General features: G+C 64.1%; 19 protein-coding genes. 15 read left to right on the top strand and 4 right to left on the bottom strand.

All coding sequences use genetic code 11. The annotated features are described in order from the left end of the window. Positions 1-8: 8 nt before the first annotated feature. The 5 genes from ruvB to ADIAG_RS14705 all read left to right on the top strand — a co-directional run bounded on the left by ruvB (position 9) and on the right by ADIAG_RS14705 (position 7,174). Positions 9-1,067 (top strand): Holliday junction branch migration DNA helicase RuvB, encoded by a 1,059-nt coding sequence (ruvB, locus tag ADIAG_RS14725; protein WP_007272200.1) that lies wholly within the window; start codon positions 9-11, stop codon positions 1,065-1,067. Positions 1,068-1,244: 177 nt separating this feature from the next. Then, positions 1,245-1,697, top strand: coding sequence for a preprotein translocase subunit YajC (yajC, locus tag ADIAG_RS14720; protein ID WP_007272199.1), 453 nt, complete (start codon positions 1,245-1,247; stop codon positions 1,695-1,697). A 236-nt stretch (positions 1,698-1,933) separates the two neighbouring features. After that, positions 1,934-3,667, top strand: coding sequence for a protein translocase subunit SecD (secD, locus tag ADIAG_RS14715; protein WP_007272198.1), 1,734 nt, complete (start codon positions 1,934-1,936; stop codon positions 3,665-3,667). Continuing rightward, on the top strand, positions 3,660-4,643 hold the full coding sequence (gene secF / locus ADIAG_RS14710) for a protein translocase subunit SecF (protein ID WP_007272197.1): 984 nt from the start codon (positions 3,660-3,662) through the stop codon (positions 4,641-4,643). The genes secD and secF overlap by 8 nt, the downstream gene beginning before the upstream one ends. A gap of 239 nt (positions 4,644-4,882) precedes the next feature. After that, positions 4,883-7,174 (top strand): RelA/SpoT family protein, encoded by a 2,292-nt coding sequence (locus ADIAG_RS14705; protein WP_007272196.1) that lies wholly within the window; start codon positions 4,883-4,885, stop codon positions 7,172-7,174. Positions 7,175-7,217: 43 nt separating this feature from the next. Here ADIAG_RS14705 and ADIAG_RS20415 read toward each other — a convergent pair whose 3' ends face one another. The 3 genes from ADIAG_RS20415 to ADIAG_RS22545 all read right to left on the bottom strand — a co-directional run bounded on the left by ADIAG_RS20415 (position 7,218) and on the right by ADIAG_RS22545 (position 9,678). Continuing rightward, the gene (locus tag ADIAG_RS20415; protein WP_007272195.1) at positions 7,218-7,841 is read right to left on the bottom strand and encodes a type IV toxin-antitoxin system AbiEi family antitoxin; all 624 of its coding nucleotides are present in this window, start codon (positions 7,839-7,841) and stop codon (positions 7,218-7,220) included. A 138-nt stretch (positions 7,842-7,979) separates the two neighbouring features. Continuing rightward, positions 7,980-9,203 carry a DUF349 domain-containing protein gene (locus ADIAG_RS14695; RefSeq protein WP_007272194.1) on the bottom strand — a complete coding sequence of 408 codons (1,224 nt, stop codon included), beginning with the start codon at positions 9,201-9,203 and terminating at the stop codon, positions 7,980-7,982. Positions 9,204-9,231: 28 nt separating this feature from the next. Next, entirely contained in the window at positions 9,232-9,678 is a 447-nt protein-coding gene (locus ADIAG_RS22545; RefSeq protein WP_043475221.1) for a hypothetical protein, read from the bottom strand. 287 nt (positions 9,679-9,965) lie between these two features. On the opposite strand from ADIAG_RS22545, the gene hisS reads away from it, so the two are divergent. From hisS to ADIAG_RS14670, 4 genes are all read left to right on the top strand, one after another. After that, complete coding sequence (gene hisS / locus ADIAG_RS14685) at positions 9,966-11,300, top strand: histidine--tRNA ligase (protein WP_007272192.1); 1,335 nt, start codon at positions 9,966-9,968, stop codon at positions 11,298-11,300. Between the two features lie 223 nt (positions 11,301-11,523). Further along, positions 11,524-13,326 (top strand): aspartate--tRNA ligase, encoded by a 1,803-nt coding sequence (gene aspS, locus ADIAG_RS14680; protein WP_007272191.1) that lies wholly within the window; start codon positions 11,524-11,526, stop codon positions 13,324-13,326. Positions 13,327-13,792: 466 nt separating this feature from the next. After that, positions 13,793-14,119, top strand: a complete 327-nt coding sequence (locus tag ADIAG_RS14675; protein ID WP_007272190.1) for a PadR family transcriptional regulator — start codon at positions 13,793-13,795, stop codon at positions 14,117-14,119. Positions 14,120-14,174: 55 nt separating this feature from the next. Then, positions 14,175-15,290 carry a hypothetical protein gene (locus ADIAG_RS14670; RefSeq protein ID WP_007272189.1) on the top strand — a complete coding sequence of 372 codons (1,116 nt, stop codon included), beginning with the start codon at positions 14,175-14,177 and terminating at the stop codon, positions 15,288-15,290. A gap of 48 nt (positions 15,291-15,338) precedes the next feature. On the opposite strand, the gene dtd is transcribed toward ADIAG_RS14670, so the two are convergent. After that, positions 15,339-15,779 carry a D-aminoacyl-tRNA deacylase gene (gene dtd / locus ADIAG_RS14665; protein WP_007272188.1) on the bottom strand — a complete coding sequence of 147 codons (441 nt, stop codon included), beginning with the start codon at positions 15,777-15,779 and terminating at the stop codon, positions 15,339-15,341. A 205-nt stretch (positions 15,780-15,984) separates the two neighbouring features. On the opposite strand from dtd, the gene ADIAG_RS14660 reads away from it, so the two are divergent. The 6 genes from ADIAG_RS14660 to alaS all read left to right on the top strand — a co-directional run bounded on the left by ADIAG_RS14660 (position 15,985) and on the right by alaS (position 24,163). Continuing rightward, a complete protein-coding gene (locus ADIAG_RS14660) occupies positions 15,985-17,754 on the top strand; it encodes an HNH endonuclease signature motif containing protein (protein ID WP_043475217.1) in 1,770 nt (589 codons plus the stop codon). 223 nt (positions 17,755-17,977) lie between these two features. Then, positions 17,978-19,603 carry a replication-associated recombination protein A gene (locus ADIAG_RS14655; RefSeq protein ID WP_007272185.1) on the top strand — a complete coding sequence of 542 codons (1,626 nt, stop codon included), beginning with the start codon at positions 17,978-17,980 and terminating at the stop codon, positions 19,601-19,603. 243 nt (positions 19,604-19,846) lie between these two features. Further along, positions 19,847-20,473: a 30S ribosomal protein S4 gene (gene rpsD, locus ADIAG_RS14650; RefSeq protein ID WP_007272184.1), complete on the top strand. Its 627-nt coding sequence runs from the start codon at positions 19,847-19,849 to the stop codon at positions 20,471-20,473. Positions 20,474-20,632: 159 nt separating this feature from the next. Next, positions 20,633-21,004 carry a DUF948 domain-containing protein gene (locus tag ADIAG_RS14645; protein WP_007272183.1) on the top strand — a complete coding sequence of 124 codons (372 nt, stop codon included), beginning with the start codon at positions 20,633-20,635 and terminating at the stop codon, positions 21,002-21,004. 135 nt (positions 21,005-21,139) lie between these two features. Then, positions 21,140-21,373 carry a hypothetical protein gene (locus ADIAG_RS14640; protein WP_007272182.1) on the top strand — a complete coding sequence of 78 codons (234 nt, stop codon included), beginning with the start codon at positions 21,140-21,142 and terminating at the stop codon, positions 21,371-21,373. A gap of 108 nt (positions 21,374-21,481) precedes the next feature. Next, the gene (gene alaS / locus ADIAG_RS14635; protein WP_007272180.1) at positions 21,482-24,163 is read left to right on the top strand and encodes an alanine--tRNA ligase; all 2,682 of its coding nucleotides are present in this window, start codon (positions 21,482-21,484) and stop codon (positions 24,161-24,163) included. The last annotated feature ends 14 nt before the right edge of the window (positions 24,164-24,177 follow it).

The raw sequence follows: 24,177 nt of genomic DNA, 5'->3' as shown, positions 1-24,177 counted from the left end.
AGTAGCAGATGTCCGAAACAGGTGCACTGACCGACTCCGGCTCCGAGCCCGAGGAGCGGGTCCTCGAAGCGGCGCTGCGACCGAAAAACCTTGACGACTTCGTGGGGCAAGCGCGCGTACGCCAACAGCTCTCCTTGGTTCTGGAAGCCTCCAAGATCCGTGAACGCACCGCGGACCACGTGCTGCTCTCGGGTCCGCCGGGCCTGGGCAAGACCACGCTGTCGATGATCATTGCCGCGGAAATGAATGCGCCGCTGCGCATCAGCTCCGGACCGGCCATCCAACACGCCGGGGATCTGGCCGCGATCCTCTCCTCACTTTCCGAAGGTGAAGTGCTCTTCCTGGATGAGATCCACCGGATGAGCCGCCCGGCCGAAGAAATGCTGTACATGGCCATGGAAGACTTCCGGGTCGACATCATCGTGGGCAAGGGTGCGGGAGCCACCGCCATCCCGCTGGAGATCCCGCCCTTTACCTTGGTCGGGGCCACCACCCGCGCCGGCCTGCTGCCCGGACCGTTGCGCGACAGGTTCGGGTTCACCGGGCACCTGGAGTTCTACTCGGTGGCGGAACTCGAACTGGTCTTGCGCCGTTCGGCGATGATGCTCTCGCTCTCGGTCAACTCCGCCGCCTTTTCCCAGATCGCTTCCCGCTCGCGAGGCACCCCACGTATCGCCAACCGGCTGCTGCGTCGCGTGCGCGACTGGGCGCTGGTGAACCGGCAGGAAACCATCGACGAACGAGCCGCCTGTGCCGCCCTTGATATGTATGAGGTCGATGAGCGGGGTCTGGACCGCCTGGACCGTGCTGTGCTCTTCGCCTTGTGCAGCAAGTTCGGTGGGGGACCGGTGGGCCTCTCCACCCTAGCCATCGCCGTGGGTGAGGAAACCGAGACCGTGGAAACCGTCGCCGAGCCGTTCTTGGTTCGCGAGGGCCTGCTGGGTCGCACCCCGCGCGGCCGCATTGCCACCGCCGCGGCCTGGGCCCACTTGGGCTTGAGCATGCCGGCCGACGCGATCTTCGCCGGGCAGGGCGGCATCGAGCTCGACAGCGAAAGCGACGATTAGCGCCCGCAGCGAACAACGATTCGGCGCACCGCGCCGGATTCCTAGGACATTGGCAGGCCACATCGGCCCGAAGGTCGGGGATTGTGCCGAAACTCCCTATAGTATGGGATGGCCCACCGGTGCACCCGAGTACTATCCGTGCGCCGCTGACAATGACTTAGGAACAGGTATCCCCACGTGACCGAAAACGTTTTGGCCCAAGCCGCTGAAGGCGGAAAAGCCGCTTTCGACCCGACGATGCTGATCATGCTTGCCGCCTTCGGCCTGCTGATCTTCATGATGATGCGTGGCCGCAAGAAGGCCGCCAAGGCACAGGAGCAGCTGCGCTCCAACCTTGCCGTCGGCGCCGAAGTAATGACCCAGTTCGGTCTCTTTGGCACCGTCCACAGCATCGACACCGATGAAAACAAGATCGTCCTGGAGGTTGCCCCGGGCAGCTTCGTCACGGTCCACTCGCAGGTCGTCGCCAAGGTAGTCGCCGCCGAGGAAGCCCCGTCGGTGGAAATCCCCGACGACGCGTCGTCGCTGACCTCGGCCGCAAGCGCCGATGAGGCCGCCGGCTCCGAGAACGAAACCCCCGAAGAGACCCTGCGCCGCCTGAACAACGAGGGCAACGGCCCCAAGGCCTGATCCTTTCGGTGCCCTCGGGCAGCTCAACCCAGGAGTGAACGTCGGGCGGATTACCGTGTCCCCGTAGGGACTCGGGTGAGCGATCCGTCCTTCGAACGACCTTCACCATGCGGCCCGGAGCGGAACCCCTGACCCACACCCTTGCGGGTGCGTCGAAAAGGGGAGCCTAACTCCGGGTTTTCCGCGGAATCTTCGACCCCCGCCGCAGGGGCGCCGAACAATCAGAAAGCCTCACGATGTCATCTACTGGTCCGATCAAGCAGGCGCGAAAATCCCTGCTCTGGCTCGGCGTTATCTTCCTTATCTCGGCAGCCATCTTGATTACCGGCGTGCTCAGCGGGAAGGCAGCACTCGCCCCCAAGCTTGCCCTCGACCTTGAGGGTGGCACGCAAATGATTCTCGCGCCACGAGTGGCAGGCGGTGACGCCGCCACGCAGGAACAACTGGACCAGGCGGTGGAAATCATCCGCCAGCGTGTGGATGGTACGGGCGTCTCCGAAGCGGAGATCACCACCCAATCCGGGCGCAACGTCGTGGTCTCGATGCCCGGCATTCCCGATACCCGTACCCGTGAACTGATCCAGGCCTCGGCCAATATGGAGTTCCGTGCGGTGATCCTCGCAGGTTCCTTCACTGCGGTTCCCGAGGACCAGCGGCTGGCCAAGGCCGATCTGCCTAAGCCGACCGCCAAGCCGGAAAACGGCTCGGATGTGAACTGGGTCGACGCGGCGCTGTACCAGAAGTTCGAGAAGTTTGACTGCCCGACCGAACTCGGCCAGCGCTCGGACGAAGAACATGAGGCCGACGAGCCGATGATCTCCTGCGACCCGGATGTGGGCCAGAAATACATCCTGGGTCCGGTCGAGGTCCCGGGCGCCGACATTTCCGATTCATCCTTTTCCATGGCCCGCGGCCAGCAGGGTGCAGTCACCGGCCAGTGGGCAGTGAACCTGGAATTCAACGCCGACGGCACCAAGAAGTTCGCCGAAGTCACCCAGCGCCTCACCGCGCTGGAAGGCGCGCAGAACCAGTTCGCGATCGTGCTCGATGGAACCGTCATCTCCGCACCGCGGTCCAACGCGGTGATCCCCGATGGAAAAGCACAGATTACCGGCAACTTCACCGAAGAAAGCTCGAAGGCCCTGGCCGACCAGCTGAAGTTCGGTGCGCTGCCGATCAGCTTCGAGATCCAGTCCGAACAGCAGATCTCCGCAACCCTGGGCTCCGACCAGCTGCGCAGCGGTCTCATCGCCGGCATTATCGGCCTGATCCTGGTTGCCATCTATTCCATCTTCCAGTACCGCCTGCTGGGCGTGGTGACCATCGTGTCACTGCTGGTCTCGGGCGTACTGACCTACCTGGCGCTGGTGCTGTTGGGCTGGTCAATGAACTACAGATTGTCGCTGGCAGGTGTTGCGGGCCTGATTGTCGCCATCGGCCTGATCGCCGACTCCTTCATCGTCTACTTCGAACGCATCCGTGACGAACTACGTGATGGGCGCCCCCTGCCCTCCGCCGTGGAGATCGGTTGGAAGCGCGCCAAGCGCACCATCCTGGCCTCCAAGGCCGTGAACATCCTGGCCGCTGTGGTGCTCTACATCGTTGCCGTGGGCAACGTGCGCGGCTTCGCCTTCACCCTGGGCCTGACCGCCGTGGTTGACATCATCGTGGTCTTCCTGCTCACCCACCCGATCCTGCAGCTGCTGGGCAAGACCAAGTTCTTCGGTGAAGGACACCGCTTCTCGGGCCTGGATCCCTCGCTGCTCGGCGTTGTTCCGCTGTACCGCGGTGCGGGCAAGGTCCGCAGCTTCAGCCCCGAGGCAGAAGGCGCCCGCGGCAAGAAGAACGCCAAGGCAGCTTCCGAGGCCACTCGCCGGCAGACCATCGCCGAACGCCGCAAGGCCGCGACCAGTGTTTCGGCGCCCACCACACAGGACGATAGCGCCGATAAGGATTCAACAAATGGGTAATCTCGCAACATGGGGCAATGAGCTCTACACCGGCAAACGGTCCTACCCGTTCACGGGCAAGCGCAAACTCTGGCTGTCCATCTCGGCGGTCCTGGTGCTGCTGGCCATCCTGGTTCCGGTCGTCAAGGGCGGCTTCACCCTGGGCATCGAGTTCCGTGGTGGCTCCGAATTCACCATTTCGCAGGTCGAGCACACCGAGGTGCCCATCGGGGAAGAAGCGGTGCTGGCCATCGCTCCGGACCACCAACCCCGGGTGACCAACATTGCGCCGAACACCATGCGTGTGCAGACCGATAAGCTCACCGACGACCAGACCCTTGAGGTCGCCGAAGCCCTGTCCGGGGCTTACGGTGTCACCAAGTCCGAAGTGACCTCGACGTTCGTCGGCCCAACCTGGGGTGCTGACATCTCCAAGCAGGCGTTGATCGGCCTGGTGGTGTTCGTGCTGTTGGTGGCGCTGCTGATGGCCGTGTACTTCCGCACCTGGAAGATGTCCCTCGCCGCGATCATCGGCCTGCTGCAGGTGGTGGTGATCACCGCCGGGATCTATGCGCTCTCCGGCTTCGAAGTCACCCCTTCGGCGATCATCGGTTTCCTCACGATCCTGAGCTACTCGCTATATGACACGGTGGTGGTCTTCGACAAGGTCCGCGAGAACACCGCCGGGTACGAGGGGCAGGTTAAACGCAACTTCGAGGAACTGGTGAACCTGGGCGTCAACCAGACCCTGGTGCGTTCGATCAACACCTCGGTGGTTGCCGTGCTGCCGGTGGCCTCGATCCTGTTCATCGGTTCCTACCTGCTGGGAGCCGGTACGCTGAAGGACCTGTCGCTGGCGCTGTTCATCGGCATCATCGTCTCGGCGCTGTCGACGCTGTTTGTGCAGGCTCCGCTGTACTCGTGGCTGCGCGACGGGGAGCCGGAAATCATGCGTCACAACAAGAAGATCGATGAGCACCGGTTGGCTCACGCGTAGTCACCGAGCTCTCGCCGGGTTTCCCGGTTGACTCGACGGCGGGGGTCTGGAGCACTGCTCCGGGCCCCCGCCGTCCGTCATGGGCCCCGAAGTGCTATAACCTAGCAAGAAGGAAGTTGGAATCGGTCTTCGGCCCGCAAGGCCCGTGAGGCACTGGGGGTTGGAGCGAATCCACCAGCGACGATTTTTGCCGTGCCAGCGCCAAGGCGACGGACCCCGATCGAAAAGGAGGCACCCCGATGGCCGAGAACCATGGTGTCATGATGCCAGGGTCCCCGAATCCCGCACCCCGACGTTCAACGATTTCCCGGCTGGTCAGGCTGACCGGGCGCGGTTCCACCGCCACCCCGCCGACCCTTGAGCCGTTGCTGCGCACGGTACGTGCGCAGAACCCGCGGGCCGACCTCGATTTGCTCTCGCGCGCCTACACCGTGGCCGAGCACCACCACGAGGGCCAGAAGCGCAAGAGCGGGGATCCGTACATCACCCACCCGGTGGCAGTGGCCACCATCCTGGCCGAGATGGGTATGACCGGGTCCATCCTGGCCGCAGCGCTGCTGCACGACACCGTCGAGGACACCGAATACTCTCTGGAGCAGTTGACCCGCGAGTTTGGCGAGGAGATCGCCAAGCTCGTCGACGGGGTCACCAAGTTGGACAAGGTCCAATTCGGGGATGCGGCGCAGGCCGAAACGGTGCGCAAGATGGTCATCGCGATGTCCAAGGACATCAGGGTGCTGCTGATCAAGCTCGCCGACCGCCTGCACAACGCCCGCACCTGGCGCTATGTCTCCCCGGAATCCAGTGCCAAGAAGGCCCGCGAAACCCTGGAGATCTTCGCTCCGCTGGCCCACCGGCTGGGCATGAACACCGTCAAGTGGGAACTCGAGGACCTTTCCTTCGCCGCCCTGCACCCCAAGGTGTACGAGGAAATCGTGCGGATGGTCGGGGAACGGACCCCGGAACGCGAAAAGTACCTGACCACGGTGCGCGGGGCCATCGCCGAGGACATCACCGCTGCGCGGCTCAAGGCCACCATCAGCGGCCGCCCCAAGCACTACTACTCGATCTACCAAAAGATGATCGTGCGCGGCAAGGACTTCGACGACATCCACGACCTGATGGGCGTGCGCGTGCTGGTGGACACCGTCAAGGACTGTTACGCGGTGCTGGGGCTGATGCATGCGCGCTGGACCCCGCTGCCGGGTCGATTCAAGGACTACATTGCGCTGCCCAAGTTCAACTTGTACCAGTCGCTGCACACCACCGTGATCGGGCCCGCCGGCAAGCCGGTGGAGATCCAGATCCGCACCAACGACATGCATCAGCGCGCAGAATACGGGGTGGCGGCGCACTTCAAGTACAAGCACGGCGCCGGATCCGGGAACCGGAGCGTCGAAGAACAGGACATGGACTGGCTGCGCAGCCTCATGGACTGGCAGAAAGAGACCAGCGACTCCAACGAATTCCTGGACTCGCTGCGCTACGAGATCAACACCGCAGAGGTCTTCGTCTTCACCCCCAAGGGGCAGATCATCTCGCTGCCGGTGGGCGCCACCCCGGTGGACTTCGCCTATTCGGTGCACACCGACGTCGGACACCGCACCATCGGGGCGCGGGTCAACGGCAAATTGGTCCCGCTGAACTCCGAGCTGCACCACGGGGACATGGTGGAGGTCTTCACCTCCAAGGCCGAGAACGCCGGACCCTCGCAGGACTGGCAGGGCTTTGTGAAGTCCGCCCGAGCGCGGAACAAGATCCGCCAGTGGTTCACCAAGGAACGCCGCGAAGAGGCGATCGAAAAGGGCAAGGAGCAGCTGACCAAGGCGCTGCGCAAGAACAACTTGCCGTTGCAGAAGCTGATGACCCACGATGTGCTCTCGGCCGTCGCCCAGGAACTGCGCCACCACGACATCTCCGCGCTCTACGCGGCGGTCGGCGACGGACACACCAGCGCGCAAAACGTCATCGAGCACCTCACCGCCCTGGTCGGCGGGGAAAACGGTTCGGTCGCCGAGGTGTTGGAGGAGACTCCGATCTTCGCCACCGCGGCCAAGGCCACCGAGTCCGACGCCGGGGTCATCGTCCCGGGCGCGGGGGAGGTGCTGGCCAAGCTGGCCCGCTGCTGCACCCCGGTGCCGCCGGATCCGATCTGCGGGTTTGTCACCCGGGGCTCGGGGGTCTCGGTGCACCGCACCGACTGCGTGAACCTCAAGGAACTCGAAAACCAGCCCGACCGGCTGGTGGAGGTGCAGTGGGCACCGACCAAGTCCAGTGTCTTCCTGGTGGAGATCCTGGTCGAGGCGCTGGATCGCAAGTCCCTGCTCTCGGATGTGACCCGGGTGCTTTCGGAGAACCACGTGAACATTCTGGCCGCCAGCGTCTCCACCTCCAGGGACCGGGTCGCCTTCTCCCGCTTCGCCTTCGAGATGGGGGACCCGAAGTATTTGAACCACGTGCTGAACGCTGTCCGCCGGATCGACGGGGTCTACGACGTGTACCGGACCTCCGGGGGCTCCCGGCGTAGTTGAGGCCGGTAGTGGAGCGTATGTAGCTGCCCGTGGCAGGCCTGGTTCAGGCCGCTGCGGGCAGCCGTGTTTCCATCAAGCGACTCAGGGCCATCAAGGCCCGGCGACGTCCGGGCCGACGTACCTGGCCGGTGATCGATTCGAACATCTGGGTATAGTTGCAGCGCAGCCTCCCCGTGGCATTGATGGCTGCAAGCACCGGCATCGAGTCGATGATCTCGAGGTTGAAGGCGATGTCCATGGCGGTGCGCAGCGGGGCAGTGACAGCGATTCCGCCGACGGTACAGATCTGCTCGTCGTCGATGACACCCTCACTGAGCCGTAGCACCATCCCGGCACGCGGGGCACAGGGCCGGTGGTAGCGAGGCAGCACGATGTCCAGTTTCGTCGGCATCGGGGCGCACCCGTAGATCCAGGCCGCGGTGCCTTTGCACAGGGCCCGGCCTGGCACATACTGCTCGCCTGCCACCGCCGCTGCCACATGCGCGCGGATCCAGGGTGCATCTGGCTGCCCCGCGGGGACATAGGCGCCGGGCAGCACCTCGCGTACCGAGCCGCGCAGCCGCATGGCCGCCAGCTCATTGCGCGTGAAGGGGTCGCCGACCTGCAAGACAATCAGTGCCGCCGGTTTCGCGTCGCTCAGGTTCTCGGAGTGCTGGGTGTTCTCCATCCATCCACTCTCACAGCATCGAGGGCCCCGCGACAGGGGGGATACCCAGATTGTGGATAACCTCAGTGGGCATAAAAAACGCCGGGCGGGATGCACCTCAAATAGATGCGCATCCCGCCCGGCGTCTAGCAGCGGCTGCTACTGGAAGTCGGCGGAGGACTTCTGCAGGGTCTCGAGCCAGAGGCGACGGGCGTCCAGGGCTTCCTGGGCATCCTTGATCTTCGACTCGACGCCCTTGGCCTGTGCCTTGGCGAGGTCTGCCTCGAGGCCGGCGATGGCGTCTTCGAGCTGGGTCAGCATCGAGTTGGAACGGGCTTTGGTCTCCGGGTTGGAACGACGCCACTGGTCGTCTTCGGCGGAGCGCACAGCATCTTCGACCTGGCGCAGCGAGGACTCGACGCGCTGCATGTCGGCGCGCGGGACCTTGCCCGCTGCTTCCCAGCGGTCGCGGATCGAATCGAGCAGCTTCTTGGTGGCGGCCAAATCCTTGATCGGCAACAGGGCCTTGGCTTCAACGAGCAGGGCCTCCTTGACGATCAGGTTCGCACCGAATTCCTCGTCGATGGCCGCGTTGGTTGCTGCGCGGGCCTCGAAGAATACGTCCTGGGCGGCGCGGAAGCGTGCCCACAGGGCGTCGTCGTCCTTGCGCGAGGCGCGCTTGGAAGCCTTCCACTCATCCATCAGGCGGCGGTACTCACCGGCGGTTGCACCCCAGTCGGTGGAGTTTGAGAGCTCCTGGGCGCGGACGATCAACGCTTCCTTGGCGGCCTTGGCCTCGGCGTTGGTGGCGTCCAGCTGGGAGAAGTACGCACGGCGGTGGCGGTCAAAGGTGGTCCGTGCCCCGCGGAAACGCTTCCAGAGCGTGTCTTCGGTGTTGCGGCCCAAACGCACGCCCGACTTCTGTGCCTTTTTCCAGGCGTCGAAGAGGTCGTTCATCCGGTTACTGCCCTGTTTCCACTGCACGGTGGTCGGATCAAGGGCTGCCAGGGCCTCGGCCTCGGCCACGATGGCTTCGCGGACCGCCAGCTCGGAGACGCGCAGTTCCTCATTGGCCTTGCGTTCGACGGCGGCCAGCTCGTTGACCAAGGTGCGTGCGGCCTCGATGCGTGTTTCCAAGGCGGCGATGTCCCCGACCATGGCACGTTCGGCAACCGTGGCGGCCAGGTGGTCAAGGGTCTTGTTCATGTCCGAGCTCGGGGCCTTGGCGGCGACGCGCTGCTCCAGGAGCATCAGCGAGGACACCACCTCGTCGTGCTTGCGCACGAAGTAGGCCAGCGCCTCTTCGGTGCTGGCATCCGGGTACTGGCCCACGGGATGCTCGGTGCCGTCGATGATGACAAAGACATGGCCGTCCTCTGACACGCGGCTGATTTTTGCTGCTTCGGCGAGATCAGAGGTGAAGGTCGGGGGAGCGGCAACCGGGGCCGTGACCTTGGCAGCGTGCTTTCCGGCCGGGCGCGGTGCGCCGGGAACAGGAACGACTGCAGCAGGGGTCGGCACTGCAGACGGAGTAGGAGCCGGGGCCGGGGTTGGCACGGCTGCGGGTGTAGCCGCTTCGGCCGGTGCGGTGGCAGACTCTTCGGCCGGGGCTTCCTGGGCAGGGGGCCTCTTCGGCCGGGGCTTCCGGAGCAGGAGCTGCTTCGGAGGCTGCTTCAGCTACCGGGGCTTCCTGGGCAGGGGTCTCTTCGGCGGCTGCTTCCGCTACCGGGGCCTGCTCGGCCTCGGTCACCGGCGCGGCTTCGGCCGTCTGGGAGGGCGCATCGGTGCCTACTGGTTGCTGCTCCTCGGCCGATGCTGCTGGCTGGAGATTGTCGTCGGATTGCTGACTGGTGGTCACCGCTGAAACTCTTTCGCTAAGGTTCGGCCCCGGGAATTGGCGCCCGGGACTCAACTGTCTCCGCCACTTTACCTGCCGGGACCCGGGCATTGGAACTTTGCAACCCCGTTGGGCCGACGTAATCGCGTCGTTTCGCCCTCGGCGCAGTGCCACCCCAGTAGACTTGTTCAGCCACCTGCCATTTTGACGCGCCCTCGGCGCGGGCCGAGAAGGGTCCTGACCTGCGGCAGTCACGGCATGTGGCAACCACCTAACGCTTTCCCCCTTTTACTAGGAGTACAGACTTCATGGCACGCAAGGCCTCACTATCCGGTTTCCCCGAATGGCTCCCGCAGGAGCGTGCGGTGGAGCAGCACGTACTGGACACGCTGCGCCGGATCTTCGAGTTGCATGGGTTCGCGAATATCGAGACCCGCGCCGTGGAAACCGTCGGCCAACTGTTGCGCAAGGGCGAGATCGACAAAGAGGTCTATGGCCTGTCCCGTCTGGCCGCCGAGGAAACGACCAAGTCGGATCCCAATGCGCTGGCACTGCACTTCGACCTCACCGTTCCCTTCGCCCGCTACGTGGTGGAAAACGCCGGACACCTGGCCTTCCCGTTCCGTCGCTACCAGATGCAGAAGGTCTGGCGCGGTGAGCGCCCGCAGGACGGACGTTTCCGCGAATTCACCCAGGCCGACATCGACGTGGTCGGAGATGGCACCCTGCCCTTCCGTTACGACGTGGAGCTCGCCCTGGTGATCGCCGAGGCGCTTTCGGCCCTGCCCATCGGAGACTTCCGGCTGCGCGTGAACAACCGCAAGCTCGCCGAGGGCTTCTACCTGGGTCTGGGTCTTCAAGACACCGCCGGGGTGCTGCGCTGCATCGACAAGCTGGAAAAGATCGGTGCCGACAAGGTCGCCGAACTGCTCAAGACCGAACTTGGCGCCACCGACGAACAGGTGGCCGCAGCCCTGGCCCTGGCACAGATCTGCACCGAGGACACTTCCTTCGTTCAGCAGGTCCGCGCGCTGGGCATCACCCACCCGCTGCTTGAGGAGGGTCTGGACGAACTGGCCCAGGTCATCGAGGCCGCGGTGCGCCGCGCCCCGGGCAAGGTCGTGGCCGATATGTCCATCGCCCGCGGCCTGGACTACTACACCGGGACGGTCTACGAAACCGTGCTGGTGGGTCACGAATCCCTCGGTTCGATCTGCTCCGGTGGACGCTACGAATCACTGGCCTCCACGGGCAAGAAGAATTACCCGGGCGTCGGACTGTCCATCGGTGTCACCCGCCTGGTCTCGCGCATGCTCGGCGAAGAAACTGCCACGGCCGCTCGCTCGGTGCCCTCCGCGGTGCTGGTCACCCTGGCCAATGACGAGTCCTGGCACGAGGCGCAGGATGTTGCCGCCGCGCTGCGCTCGCGCGGTATCGCCTGCGAGGTGGCGGCCAAGGCGGAAAAGTTTGGCAAGCAGATCAAGTACGCCGACAAGCGCGGCATCCCCTTTGTCTGGTTCACCGCCGAGGACGGGACCCACGAGGTTAAGGACATCCGCAGTGGCGAACAGGCCAGCGCGGATCCGGCCATCTGGCTTCCCGCCGCCGCGGATTTGACCAACCAGGTCACTGCCGCCGGTTAAAGAACCGTTTCGAAGCCCCGGAACCGCACCTCGCAGCACGCTCTAAACGTGAGTCAGCGCACAGCCGGGGCGGTTCCGGTGCGCCCGGTGCGCCGCTGCCGGTAAACTCGCACATAGATTCTCGTTTTCCGCACCACACCAGCACCCTTTGCACGCGCCACCGGCGTGGGCGCGGGAACGCCGGTGCAGGGCGGAATGCACCCACCTTCTGGAAAGGAATGCAGTGCTACGCACTCATCAGCTCGGCACCTTGAACGCCGAGCACATCGGAGAAACCGTCACCCTCACCGGTTGGGTGGCACGCCGCCGCGACCATGGTGGGGTCGCCTTCCTGGACTTGCGTGACGCCTCGGGCTTCGCCCAGGTCGTGGTGCGCGAGGAGGAAGTCTTCCACCCGCTGCGCAACGAATTCGTCCTGCAGATCACCGGCACCGTCGAACGACGCCCCGAGGGCAACGAGAACCCGGCGCTGGCCACCGGTCAGATCGAGGTCATCGCCGAAACGGTCGTCGTTTTGAACACCTCGGCACCGCTGCCCTTCCAGATCGACGAGCACGTGGAGGTCGGCGAGGAAGCTCGCCTGCGCCACCGCTACCTGGATTTGCGTCGCCCCACCCCGAACCGCAACATCCGTTTGCGTTCAGAGGCCAACAGGATCGCCCGCAACCTGTTGCACGACGATGGTTTTGTAGAAATCGAAACCCCGACGCTGACCCGCTCCACCCCCGAAGGTGCCCGCGATTTCCTGGTCCCGGCCCGCCTGGCCCCCGGATCTTGGTACGCGCTGCCGCAGTCCCCGCAGCTGTTCAAGCAGCTGTTGCAGGTCGGCGGGTTCGAGAAGTACTACCAGATCGCCCGTTGCTACCGTGACGAAGACTTCCGTGCCGATCGCCAGCCGGAGTTCACCCAGCTGGACATCGAGGCCTCCTTCGTTGAGCAGGATGACATCATCGCGCTCGGCGAATCGTTGGTGAAGGAACTGTGGAAGCTGATCGACGTTGAAATCCCGACGCCGATCGCCCGCATCACCTACCACGAGGCCATGGCCAAGTACGGTTCGGACAAGCCGGACCTGCGCTTCGGCCTGGAACTGACCGACATGACGGAGTTCTTCAAGGACACCGGCTTCGGCGTCTTCAAGGCCCCGCACGTCGGTGCCGTGGTCATGCCCGGCGGGGCCACCCAGCCTCGCCGCACCCTGGATGGCTGGCAGGAATTTGCCAAGCAGCGCGGCGCCAAGGGCCTGGCCTATGTGCTCTACAAGGAAGACGGCGAGCTCGCCGGCCCGGTGGCCAAGAACCTGAACGATGTTGAGCGTGCAGGCCTGGCCGAGGCCACCGGCGCCAAGCCCGGAGACTGCATCTTCTTCGCAGCGGGTTCCAAAAACGAGGCACGCTCCCTGTTGGGCGCAGCCCGCGTGGAAATCGGTCACCGCACCGGCCTGATCAAGGAAGGCGACTGGGCCTTCGTGTGGGTTGTCGACGCCCCGATGTTTGAGCCCGCCGCGGCAGCGGTTGCTTCGGGCGATGTGGCTGTGGGCACCGGCGCCTGGACCGCAGTGCACCACGCATTCACCTCCCCGAAGCCCGAATTCATGGATACCTTCGACACGGATCCAGAAAACGCGTTGGCCTACGCCTACGACATCGTGTGCAACGGCAACGAGATTGGTGGCGGCTCGATCCGTATCCACCAGGCCGAGCTGCAGCAGCGTGTGTTCAAGATGATGGGTATCGACGAGGAATCCGCGCAGGAGAAGTTCGGCTTCTTGCTCGAGGGCTTCAAGTACGGCGCCCCGCCGCACGGCGGAATCGCCCTGGGTTGGGACCGTGTGCTGCAGCTGCTCACCGGTTCGGACTCGATCCGCGACGTCATCGCCTTCCCGAAGACCGGCGGCGGATTCGACCCGCTGACTTCCGCCCCTGCTCCGATCACGTCGCAGCAGCGCAAGGAAGCCGGAGTCGATTCGAAGCCGGAGCCCAAGAAAGCCGAGTCCAACGAGGCGGCTACGGCCGACGCCAAGTAGTCTCTTCTTTGCCCCTTTGAGGGGCCTGCTGTGGGGGCGTCCACCTTTCGAGGTGGACGCCCCCACAGCTATGTCCGGGGAGGTGCCGTCCAAGTCTGCGGCGGACGGGGGATCATCTGCCCGGGGGAGCGGCCAGGTCTGAGGGGGTGGATGCCGAGTGTGTCGGCGCCTGCTGGCGTGCGCGGCTTGCGGTCTTCTGCCGGTCGGGGCGCATGCGGGATTTTGGGTCACTGCCGGGCGCAACTTCTCTTTTCGTCGCGTGAAACCACCCAGAGTGTGCACAACACTGCTATTGTTTTAAATCTAGATCAGTTTTTGACTTAGTCCGGATTTTCGCGGCGTGCGGTTCCCACGATACGCACCCTCCAGGGAAAGGCCACGACATGACGACCTCAAACGCCCGGCACGACGACAAAAGCAGCCGTGCCGGAAACAGCCCTTGGTGCCGGTCCTCGGGGGAGCGAGCATGCTAGGCGGGGGCAAAGAGTTCCCCGGGACCTGGCAGCGCGCCCTGCTGCCCATGAGCCTGCTCGACGCCCTGGAAGCCGGCCCCAACCACGGCTACGCCCTCGGCCAGATCCTCGAGGCCCGCGGATTCTCGCCGATCAAGGGCGCCACGCTCTACCCGGCACTGGTCAAGCTAGAAGCAGCCGGATACATGGACAGCACGTGGGAAGACGGCGACGGTGCCCCCGGGCGCAAGGTCTACACGCTGACCGGCATCGGCCGCGGGCACCTGGCCGCCCAACGTGAACTCTGGTCCTTCTTCCAAAACGCGGTGCTGCGACCATGACACGCAGCGCACACACCCACACCGCCGAACGCCCCACGATCACCGGAGGGACAGCATGAAACGCGACGACCGCAAGAAGAGCGTCTTGGACACGGAAGCCGAGAAATGGCCCGAGCCACAGCGCGAATGGGCCAAATTAGCTGCAGGTGCCATGATCTTCGCCGGGGCCCCCAACGAGGCACTCGCCCCGGTGCTGGACGAGGTCCGCGAATCCGTTGCCGCCAGCGGACAAACACCGAGCGAACTCTTCGGAGAACCCGTGGCATTCGGACGCAAGCGCGGCAAACAGTCCCGGCCAGCTGCCCAGATACTGGAGGGTTCCTTGCCCTTCCACAGCGCCGCCGGGGCCTTCACCGTCATGCTCGCGAGCCTCGGCTGCCTGCTGCTGGTCTTGGGGATCTGGATCGGATTCTCCGACGGTTGGATGGCACGCACATTCGCCGGCCCGGTCATGCTGCTCTTCCCGCTGATGTTCGGCCTGTGCGGATTCGCCGCATGGGGTTGGGTACTGCGCACCCGAGGCCGATTGCGCGCTCCGCTGGCCATCTGGGTGGGGACCCTGGCCGGTTTTGCTGGGACCGTTGCGCTGATGACGGCGTTGGGCGGGTTCGAGGCTCCGGGTCCGCCGAACTGGGCCATGCCCCCGATCGGCATCGTGCTGATCGTCCTCGCGTTCAAACTGCCCGAACCGGCGACACGACCGCTGGTCGACGACTCAGCGTGGGACGACGAACACTACTTTGACCACGCCGAGAACCTGCTCCGCGGCCGCTATCTCTTCACCAAGAAGCAGGCAGTGGCGGCCCTGGCCGAATCTCGCGAACACCGTCAACACCCCGGGGCACACGGCACCGCGGCCGCCGACTTCGGAAACGTTGAACGATTCGCCGCCCACCTCGCCGCGGCAACGCGCACACCGCTGAAACGCGGCATTATCCTGCGACGTGCAGGATTCAGCTTGATCGTGGTCTTCTTCGGCATCACGATCATCAGCGAGCTCATCGAGGGGCCCACCACTGCGTGGCTTATCATCCAGTCGGTGATGGTCCTCGCCCTGGCGGCCTATCTCGTCATGGCGTGGCGACCCTCCCGGATTTCCTCCGATGCCAAGGAAGTACAGGCCGAACGACGTCGTACCGCACGGTTGTTGGCCGACGCAGAGGAGAAATGATCTCGCCTTAGCTGTGTGGACCGGCGCCCCTGTAGGTGAAAAATCCGCTTAGCCGGGCAGATCGTCGGTATCAACGATGAGCGTATAGGGTCCTGAATTCACCAGCGAAACATCCATCAGCGCACCAAAGACACCCGATTCCACGTGTGCACCCAAGGCCCGCAGCTGCGCCATGAACTCCTCGTAGAGCGGTTCGCTGACCGCTCCGGGCGCGGCATTCGTCCATCCCGGCCGGCGTCCCTTGCGCACATCTCCGTAAAGCGTGAATTGGCTGATGACCAGCAGGGGAGCGGCGAGGTCTTCGCAGGACTTTTCACCGGCCAGCATCCGTAGCCGCCAGATCTTCGCCGCCAACTTCGCGGCCAGTGCCGGAGTGTCTCCGTGGGTCACGCCGAGTAACACCACCAGTCCGGGGCCCTCGATCTTCCCCACCACGGAACCCTGGACCTCAACCGAGGCCCGCGAGACGACTTGTACTACTGCCTTCATATATCCACCTTCGAATCTTGTCCGCGGCCGCGGACCTCTTCCTGGCCTCCGGTCCGTGCGTCGGACGTATCGACTCTACCTACTACGCACAGGTCCTCGCGCCAGTCCACCCGGTGGATGACGGATGGTGCGCGCAGCTGTACTTCCCCACACAATCGGTACTTTAGCCGTTCAGATCCACCACCCGGGGTCCATGCTCTTAGGCATGGGCACATTTTTATCGGCATCCCACTCGGGGCCGGCAAACACCGCGGAACTCGGCCAGGAGCTGGCTGCTACATCGCTTGCCCTGTCTGCTGCCACCGGGTCGCTGGCGCAGATGTCCCTGGATGGGGCCAGCGCCGCCACGGTGATGGGCCTGCTCGAGCGGGTTTTTCGTACCGTCGCCTACGCCCAGCTGGTGATCACCCGGCGAGCCGCCGCCGTCGAGGTGCACAGGTTGGACCCGGTCACCGCCCAGCAGATCGATGAGCTCGTCGCCGCACCCGAACACCTGGCAGCGGGAAGCGCCGCGATCCCCGCCGAAGCGCTGCGCCAGGGTATGGCACCGCACCGCAACATCCAGGCCTACATGCAGGCCCACCTGCACATTTCCGCCGCTGACGCACGACGGCGCATCACCGGCGGAAAACTCCTAGTTGCCCCGGTTCCCCCGATTGATCCCCATGGCACCATCGCCGAACCCAGCTATCCCGTCCTAGCCCGGGCCGCGGCCGACGGCAGCGCCGACGTCGCAAACCTCGCATCTGCCGCCGGGCGCCTGCAGTCCATGCAACCGCGCATTCAAACCCGGCCCGACGCAGGGGAGATCAATACTGCCATCGAGGAATCCGTGGCCCAAGAGGCACGCACAGCAGAACCGAAAATGTGCGATGCGGCATTACGTGATTGGGGTGGCTTCCTGGCAGAGAACGGCACTCCGCTGAGCGATGAGGAGATTCGGGCTCGGCGCGGCATGTTCTTCCGAGGGTTCCGCGACGGCAGTGACGAGTACACCCTGCGTTGCGACCCCATGGATTCCGAGGTGATCCTCTCCTTCGGTGAGGCCTGGACCAACCCCAGGTCGGCCAAGACCCCGCCGCGCTCCATCAGTAACACATCCCGTCCCGGGGAACCTGCGGCGCCGCCGTCCACTCCTGCAGCGAGTCCGCCCCGCGAAACCGAAGATGAATCGTTCGCACCCACACCGACCTCCGCCTCGGGCACCCCGACGTTTTCGCCGGCAGGTGTTCCCGCCCCGGAATGGGCCATACCCGCAGGCACCACCGGAGATGCCGTTCCGCTCAGCGAATTGGCGTGCGGTCTGCCGCCCGAAGGCTACGGCCCAGACGGTATCGAAGATGAATCCGCACGCACCAGTCCTCAACTCCTACTTGATGCGGTGATTGCCGCCATGGCGGGAGTGCTCAACGCCACCGAGGTCAGTGAAACCGGCGGGTTGCGGCCACGGATCGGTCTACTGATCGACTATCGAAGCTTGCTGGGCCTATGCGAGCAGGCGGGACTCACGGACCACAACCAACCCATCTCCGCAGCCAGCGTGCGCAGATATGCGTGCGACGCCGATATCCTTCCGGCCGTCATGGGGGAGGAGGGCCAAGTGCTCGACCTCGGCCGCGAAGTCCGTGGCTTCACCAAGGCCCAGCGCAGAGCCATCGCCATCCGAGACCGCGGGTGCATCATTCCCGCCTGCAAACATCCCGCAGCCACCTGTGAATGCCATCATGTCCTTCCCTGGCAGAAAGGTGGAGCCACCAGCGTGGCAAACTCGGCACTTTTGTGTGAATACCACCACACCCAAGTGCATGCCGGGTTGATCACGCTCAAATCGTTCAAGGGAATCCCCTACGTCGTTGAAATGGCGGGAAAACCCTGCAATCCACCGCAACGCAACCTCTTATGGCATCCCGAGCTTCGCACCCTCGGATACCAGCCCCGACTCTTCGAAGGGCCTCCCGGCACCGACACCGGATGACGCACTGGCCACAACCCCGAAGGATCCCATCAACGCGCCAACGTTCGGGTCCTCCACTGGAATGGCCGATCGCAGCAGATGATTGACCTTCGCCCCTTTCAGTGTTGTTGGTGAATCGTCACCCCAGACGTGCGCCGCTGCGTGTAAGCAGGGGACCGGCACCGGCACCGGCACCATGAGAGCATCGGATTCTGTGACTGCTCGTCTGAACTAGGCTGGTGGGGTGAACGATTTGCTCAGTGCCTTGGGTGACGACGAGGAAAACGAAAAAGACTACGTCCGGCCGCGTGCGCCGCTGGCGGTACTCATGCGACCGCGCACGGTGGAGGAGCTGGTTGGCCAGCAGCATCTACTTAAGGCCGGTTCGCCGCTGCGCCAGCTTGCCGGAATTGACGGCCCTGGACCATCGGGTCCTTCCAGCATCATCCTCTGGGGGCCTCCGGGCACCGGCAAGACCACCATTGCGCACGTGATCGCCCGTGCTCCGGGCCGCCGATTTGTCGAACTCAGCGCCATCACCGCCGGGGTGAAGGACGTTCGGCGGGTCATGGACCAGGCCCTTGAAGACCGCGACCTGCGCGGCTTCACCACTGTGCTCTTTCTGGATGAGATTCACCGCTTCAACAAGGCCCAGCAGGACGCCCTGCTGCCCGGGGTGGAGAACCGCTGGGTAGTGCTGGTCGCCGCCACCACCGAAAACCCGTCTTTCTCGGTCAATTCCCCCTTGCTGTCTCGTTCGCTACTGCTCACGCTGCGCCCGCTCGAGTCCGGCGACATCAGCGCGTTGATCACCCGCGCTCTGGAGGATGAACGTGGTTTCAACAACGAAATGGTCCTGGATCCGGCGGCATTTGACCACCTCATCCGCATGGCCGGCGGAGACGCGCGTCGCGCCCTCACCGCCTTAGAAGCTGCGGCAGGCGTTGCCTGGAGCGCCGCTGAATCTCGGGGACTGCTGGAAGCACGCGCCACTATGCAGACGGCCGCCGACGCGAACGAACGCCCCGCCGATGGATCCGATGAGGGACTCTCGACATCTTCCGAGACTGTCACCTTGGCGTCGGATGTTGAAGCTGACAGTCCGTCCGACGAACCCGCCACGGTCTCCTCCCTCAAGAGTGCAGAGGACGATGAAGTCGAGGATCCACTGGAGCCCCCGATCCCTGCGCAACCCGAGGGATTGAGCCCCACCGGGCAAATCGTCATCACCATCGAACACACCGAACGTGCCATGGACGCGGCGGTTCAGCGTTATGACAAAGCCGGTGACCAGCACTACGACATCATCAGCGCCTTCATCAAATCGGTCCGCGGATCCGACGTGGACGCTGCCTTGCACTATTTGGCCAAGATGCTCGAAGCCGGCGAAGACCCGAGGTTCATCGCCCGACGCATCATGATCAGCGCTTCCGAGGACATTGGGATGGCCGATCCCACCGCACTGCAGACCGCCGTAGCCGCGGCGCAAGCCGTCCAGCTCATCGGCATGCCGGAGGCGCGCCTGATCTTGGGGCACGCAGTGGTGCACCTGGCTACCGCCCCCAAATCCAACGCCGCGTATAACGCCATCAACGCGGCCGTAGCCGATGTCCGGGCCGGTCGCGGCAGGGGAGTTCCGATGCACCTGCGCGACTCCCACTATCCCGGTGCCCAACAGTTGGGCCATGGCAAGGGCTACCAGTATTCGCACGACTCCCCGCATTCGATCGCTACCCAGCAATACGCGCCAGATGACTTACTCGGCGTGAACTACTACAAGCCCACGGCCAATGGGGCTGAGCGCACCCTGGGCGAACGTGTGGAACGGGTTCGCGGCATCATTCGAGCCAAGGACCGCGGCCGCCGGTGATTCGCCGCCGTCCACCGGCGCAACTCACACGCGACTATGGCTTTCCACGTGCACTTTGAGTTGGTGCGCGGTGGTAGGATTGTTCCTTGGCTGGCAAGCTGCCCAACTGCAAACCTCACGGAACTTCGGTCTCGTGTCGTGCGCGTTACGGGCAGTTGCAGTGAATAGGGATGCGACTTCCCACAACTCTCCACCATGGAGGCCAGATCCAATAACAGTCGCTCACAACAGAAAAGGACACTCGTGGCTAACAACACTCGTGCCCGCCGCAAGGTTCGCCTCTCGCGAGCCCTCGGCCTTGCTCTGACTCCTAAAGCTGAAAAGTACATGGAGCGTCGTCCGTACGGCCCCGGCCAGCACGGACGTGCCCGCAAGAAGCAGGACAGCGACTACGCAGTACGTCTGCGCGAAAAGCAGCGTCTGCGCGCCCAGTACGGCATCCGCGAAGCACAGATGACCCGTGCCTTCGAAGAAGCCAAGCGCACCGCAGGCCAGACCGGTGAAAACCTGGTCACCCTGCTGGAAATGCGTCTGGACGCCTTGGTTCTGCGTGCAGGCTTCGCCCGCACCATCGCTCAGGCCCGCCAGCTGGTTGTGCACCGTCACATCATGGTCAACGGTGCCCGCGTGGACCGTCCCTCGTTCCGCGTGTCCGAGGGTCAGCTGATCCACGTTCACGAGCGTAGCGAAAAGATGGGCCCGTTCCAGATTGCTGCTGCAGGCGCCCACCGCGATGTTCTGCCCGCCGTTCCGGCCTACTTGGACGTCAAGCTTGAAGCCCTCCAGGCCAAGCTCGTTCGCAAGCCGAAGCGCTCCGAGGTTCCTGTAACCTGCGAAGAGAACCTCGTCGTCGAGTACTACGCACGCTAAATCCGTCGGGTTCACACCCAACGAATACAGCTTGCAACACGAAGCCCGTGGCACCCGTGCCACGGGCTTCGTGTTATCCAGAACATTTCGGTTCTGTGCTACCGCCATCGGTTCGGTAAGGTGGAAAAGCACACGTCATCAACGGTAGAGGAAAAGCACATGACAGGGTCGGACATCGCCGGACTTATCGCGGCGGGCGTCTTCGCCGTACTGGTGGCACTGCTTGCCATCCCCATCTGGAAACTTGGCAAGGTGTTTGATGAGCTGCGCGCCGCAGTGAAGGACGTCTCCGACGGCACCACACCGCTGCTGAGCGAGGTCACCAACACCGTGGCCACCACCAACGACCAGATGCTCAAGGTGGATGGGATCACCACCAACGTCTCCGACGCGACGGCGAACATCAGCGCGCTTTCGTCGTTGACCGCAGCCACCGTTGGACGCCCACTGATCAAGGTCGCCGCGTTCTCCGCCGGCGTCCGCTCGGTATTGGCCACCAAGCCGACCGGCAAGGGTCGACGCTCGCGCTAGCGGCAGCTACCCGGCCGTACCCACAGACTCCACGCAACGCCTGCTGGCCCTTGAGGGACCCAGGCGCTGACCACGGAGCGTGAACGCAGCCGGCAGACATTCGATCCACCCATCCATGAAACGAGGAAACCGTAGATGAAGAAACTATTCTGGGTCGGCATCGGTATTGGTGTCGGTGTCTTGGCCGCCCGTAAGCTCTCCGAAGCTAAGGACCTGGCCAGTGCCGATGGAATGAACCGCACCGTGGCCCGCTTGAGCGACTCGCTGCACGAAGTGGCCGAGGCTTTCCGCACCGGCATGAACGAACGCGAAACCGAACTCCGCCAGGCACTGGGCCTGGATGAAACATCCGGCACAAGCCACCACTAAACTTGTTTTGTGGCACCGGTACGCCCGCCATTCGTGGCGGACCCGCGAAAATCCGCTGCCACAGCTGAACCACAGCGCCCATAAGCTCGAAGGGATCGAAGAAAAACGATGAAATCGCAGGAAATTGCACGCCGGTGGGTCGACTACTTTGAGTCGAAGGGCCACACTGCTGTACCCAGCGCCTCACTGGTCTCCTCCGACCCGTCGCTTTTGTTCACCGTTGCCGGGATGGTGCCGTTCATCCCTTACCTCACTGCACGTGAAGATCCGCCCTACAGCCGTGCCACGTCCGTCCAGAAGTGCATCCGCACCGGCGACATCGAAGAAGTCGGCAAGACGGTGCGCCACGGAACCTTCTTCCAGATGTGCGGCAACTTCTCGTTTGGTGACTACTTCAAAGAAGAGGCCATCGCCTACGCGTGGGAGCTGCTGACCAGTTCTCTCGAAGCCGGCGGGTACGGCCTCGACGCCGAGCGTTTGTGGATCACTGTCTACCACGAAGACAACGAGGCCCTGGAGATCTGGCGCGACAAGATCGGCATTCCGGTCGAGCGCATCCAGAAGATGGGTATGGAGGACAACTACTGGTCCACCGGCCAGCCAGGCCCGGCCGGCCCCTGCTCGGAAATCTTCTACGACCGCGGCCCGGAGTACGGGATCGAGGGCGGCCCCGAAGCCGACGACACCCGATACATCGAAATCTGGAACCTCGTGTTCATGCAGTACCAGCGCGGTGCAGGTACCGGCAAGGACAGCTTCGAAATTCTGGGTGAACTGCCCAAGAAGAACATCGACACAGGTCTGGGACTCGAGCGCCTGGCAATGATCCTGCAGGGTGTCGAGAACATGTACGAGACCGATCAGGTCCGTCCCGTGCTGGATAAGGCAGCCGAGCTTGCGGGCAAGGCCTACAGCTCCACCGAGGACCCCACGGACCCAAACCACGCCAACGATGTGCGCATGCGCATGGTCGCTGATCACATCCGCTCCTCGCTGATGCTGATTTCCGACGGCGTTTCCCCGGGCAACGAGGGCCGTGGCTATGTGCTGCGCCGCCTGATCCGCCGTGCCGTGCGCGCCATGCGGCTGATGGGTGTGGAGACCGCGGTTCTTCCCGAGCTGCTTCCGGCCTCCCGCGACGCCATGAAGGGCGTCTACCCGATCGTGGAGACCGACTTCGAGCGCATCGCCCGGATCGCCTATGCCGAGGAACGTGCCTTCCTGCGCACCATTGCCTCGGGAACCACACGCTTGGAGGAGGCCCTGCAGGTTTCCAAGTCCAAGGGTGGCTCGCTTTCGGGCGAAGACGCCTTCGCACTGCACGATACCTATGGCTTCCCGATCGACTTGACTCTGGAAATCGCCGCCGAGGCGGGTCTGGCTGTTGACGAGCCCAAATTCCGTGAGCTGATGAATGAACAGCGCACCCGTGCCCAAAAGGACGCGAAGTCCAAGAAGGCCGGTCACGCCGACCTGGCAGTCTTCACGCAGCTGCACGATGCCGGGGACGTGATCTTCACTGGCTACGAGGAACTCACCAGCGAATCCACCGTTCGCGGTATGGTGCACAACGGTGCACTCATCGAGGTGGCCGAACAGGGCCAGCAGATCGAATTGGTGCTCAACGAGACGCCGTTCTACGCCGAGGCCGGCGGACAAGCGGGCGATGTCGGATTGATCACCGGTGACGGTTTCGTGCTTGAGGTTCTGGACGTGCAAGCTCCGGTCCGCGGCCTGAACGTGCACCAGGTGATCGTGCGTGAAGGTGAACTGCCGGCCGGCGCCACGGTGCTGGCCGAGGTTGATAGGGCACGTCGCCACTCCGGTGAACAGGCGCACTCCGCCACCCACCTGGTCCACGCTGCCCTCCACGAAATTCTGGGCCCCGATGCTTTGCAGTCCGGTTCCTTCAACAAGGCCGGTTACCTGCGCTTTGACTTCTCCTGGTCCGAGGCGCTCTCCGCCGCGGCCCGGAACGAGGTCGAAGAAGTGGTGAACCTGGCCATCCGCAACAACCACCAGGTCAGCACCAACGTGATGCCGCTGGCCGAGGCACGCGCCATGGGTGCGATGAGCCTGTTCGGTGAGAAGTACGGCAACACCGTGCGCATGGTGGAAATCAACGATGCCTGGAGCCGCGAGCTCTGCGGCGGTACCCACGTGGGCGCCACCGCGCAGATCGGCTCCCTGACGCTGTTGGGCGAGGCCTCGGTCGGCTCGGGCAACCGTCGTGTTGAGGCGCTGGTAGGTATGGAAGCCTTCCGTCACGGTGCTGCAGAACGCGCCTTGGTCTCCGAGCTTTCCTCCATGTTCAAGGTCCCCTCCGCCCAGTTGAACGAACGCATCAGCGAGACGGTCGCGAAGCTGCGCACCGCGGAACGCGAAATCGAGAAGTTGCGCTCCGCACAGCTGGCTGGGCAGGCCGGCTCCCTGGTGGCCAAGGCCGTCGAGGTAGGCGGAATCAAGGTCCTGGCACATGATGTGGGAGACGTTCCTTCCGCTGACGCCTTGCGCGCCCTGGCCCTGGACCTGCGCGACCGCTTGGGTTCTGCCGCATCCACCGTGGCACTGACCGGTTCGGCCAACGGTCGTCCGTTAGTTCTGGTGGCTACCAACGAGGAGGCCCGCGCCAAGGGTGCGAAGGCTGGTGCCTTGGTGCGCACCGCGGCCAAGATCCTTGGCGGCGGCGGTGGCGGCAAGGACGATGTGGCCCAGGGCGGAGGCCAGGACGTTTCCAAGACCTCCGAGGCACTCGAAGCCATGGTCCGGGCGATGCAGGAGTTGTCATAACCTCCCCGTCCGAG

It is taken from the genome of Paeniglutamicibacter gangotriensis Lz1y (assembly GCF_000348945.1).
GTDB lineage: Bacteria > Actinomycetota > Actinomycetes > Actinomycetales > Micrococcaceae > Paeniglutamicibacter > Paeniglutamicibacter gangotriensis.
The sequence above is the reverse complement of the archived record's forward strand: the minus strand, read 5'-3'. Positions and strand labels throughout refer to the sequence as shown.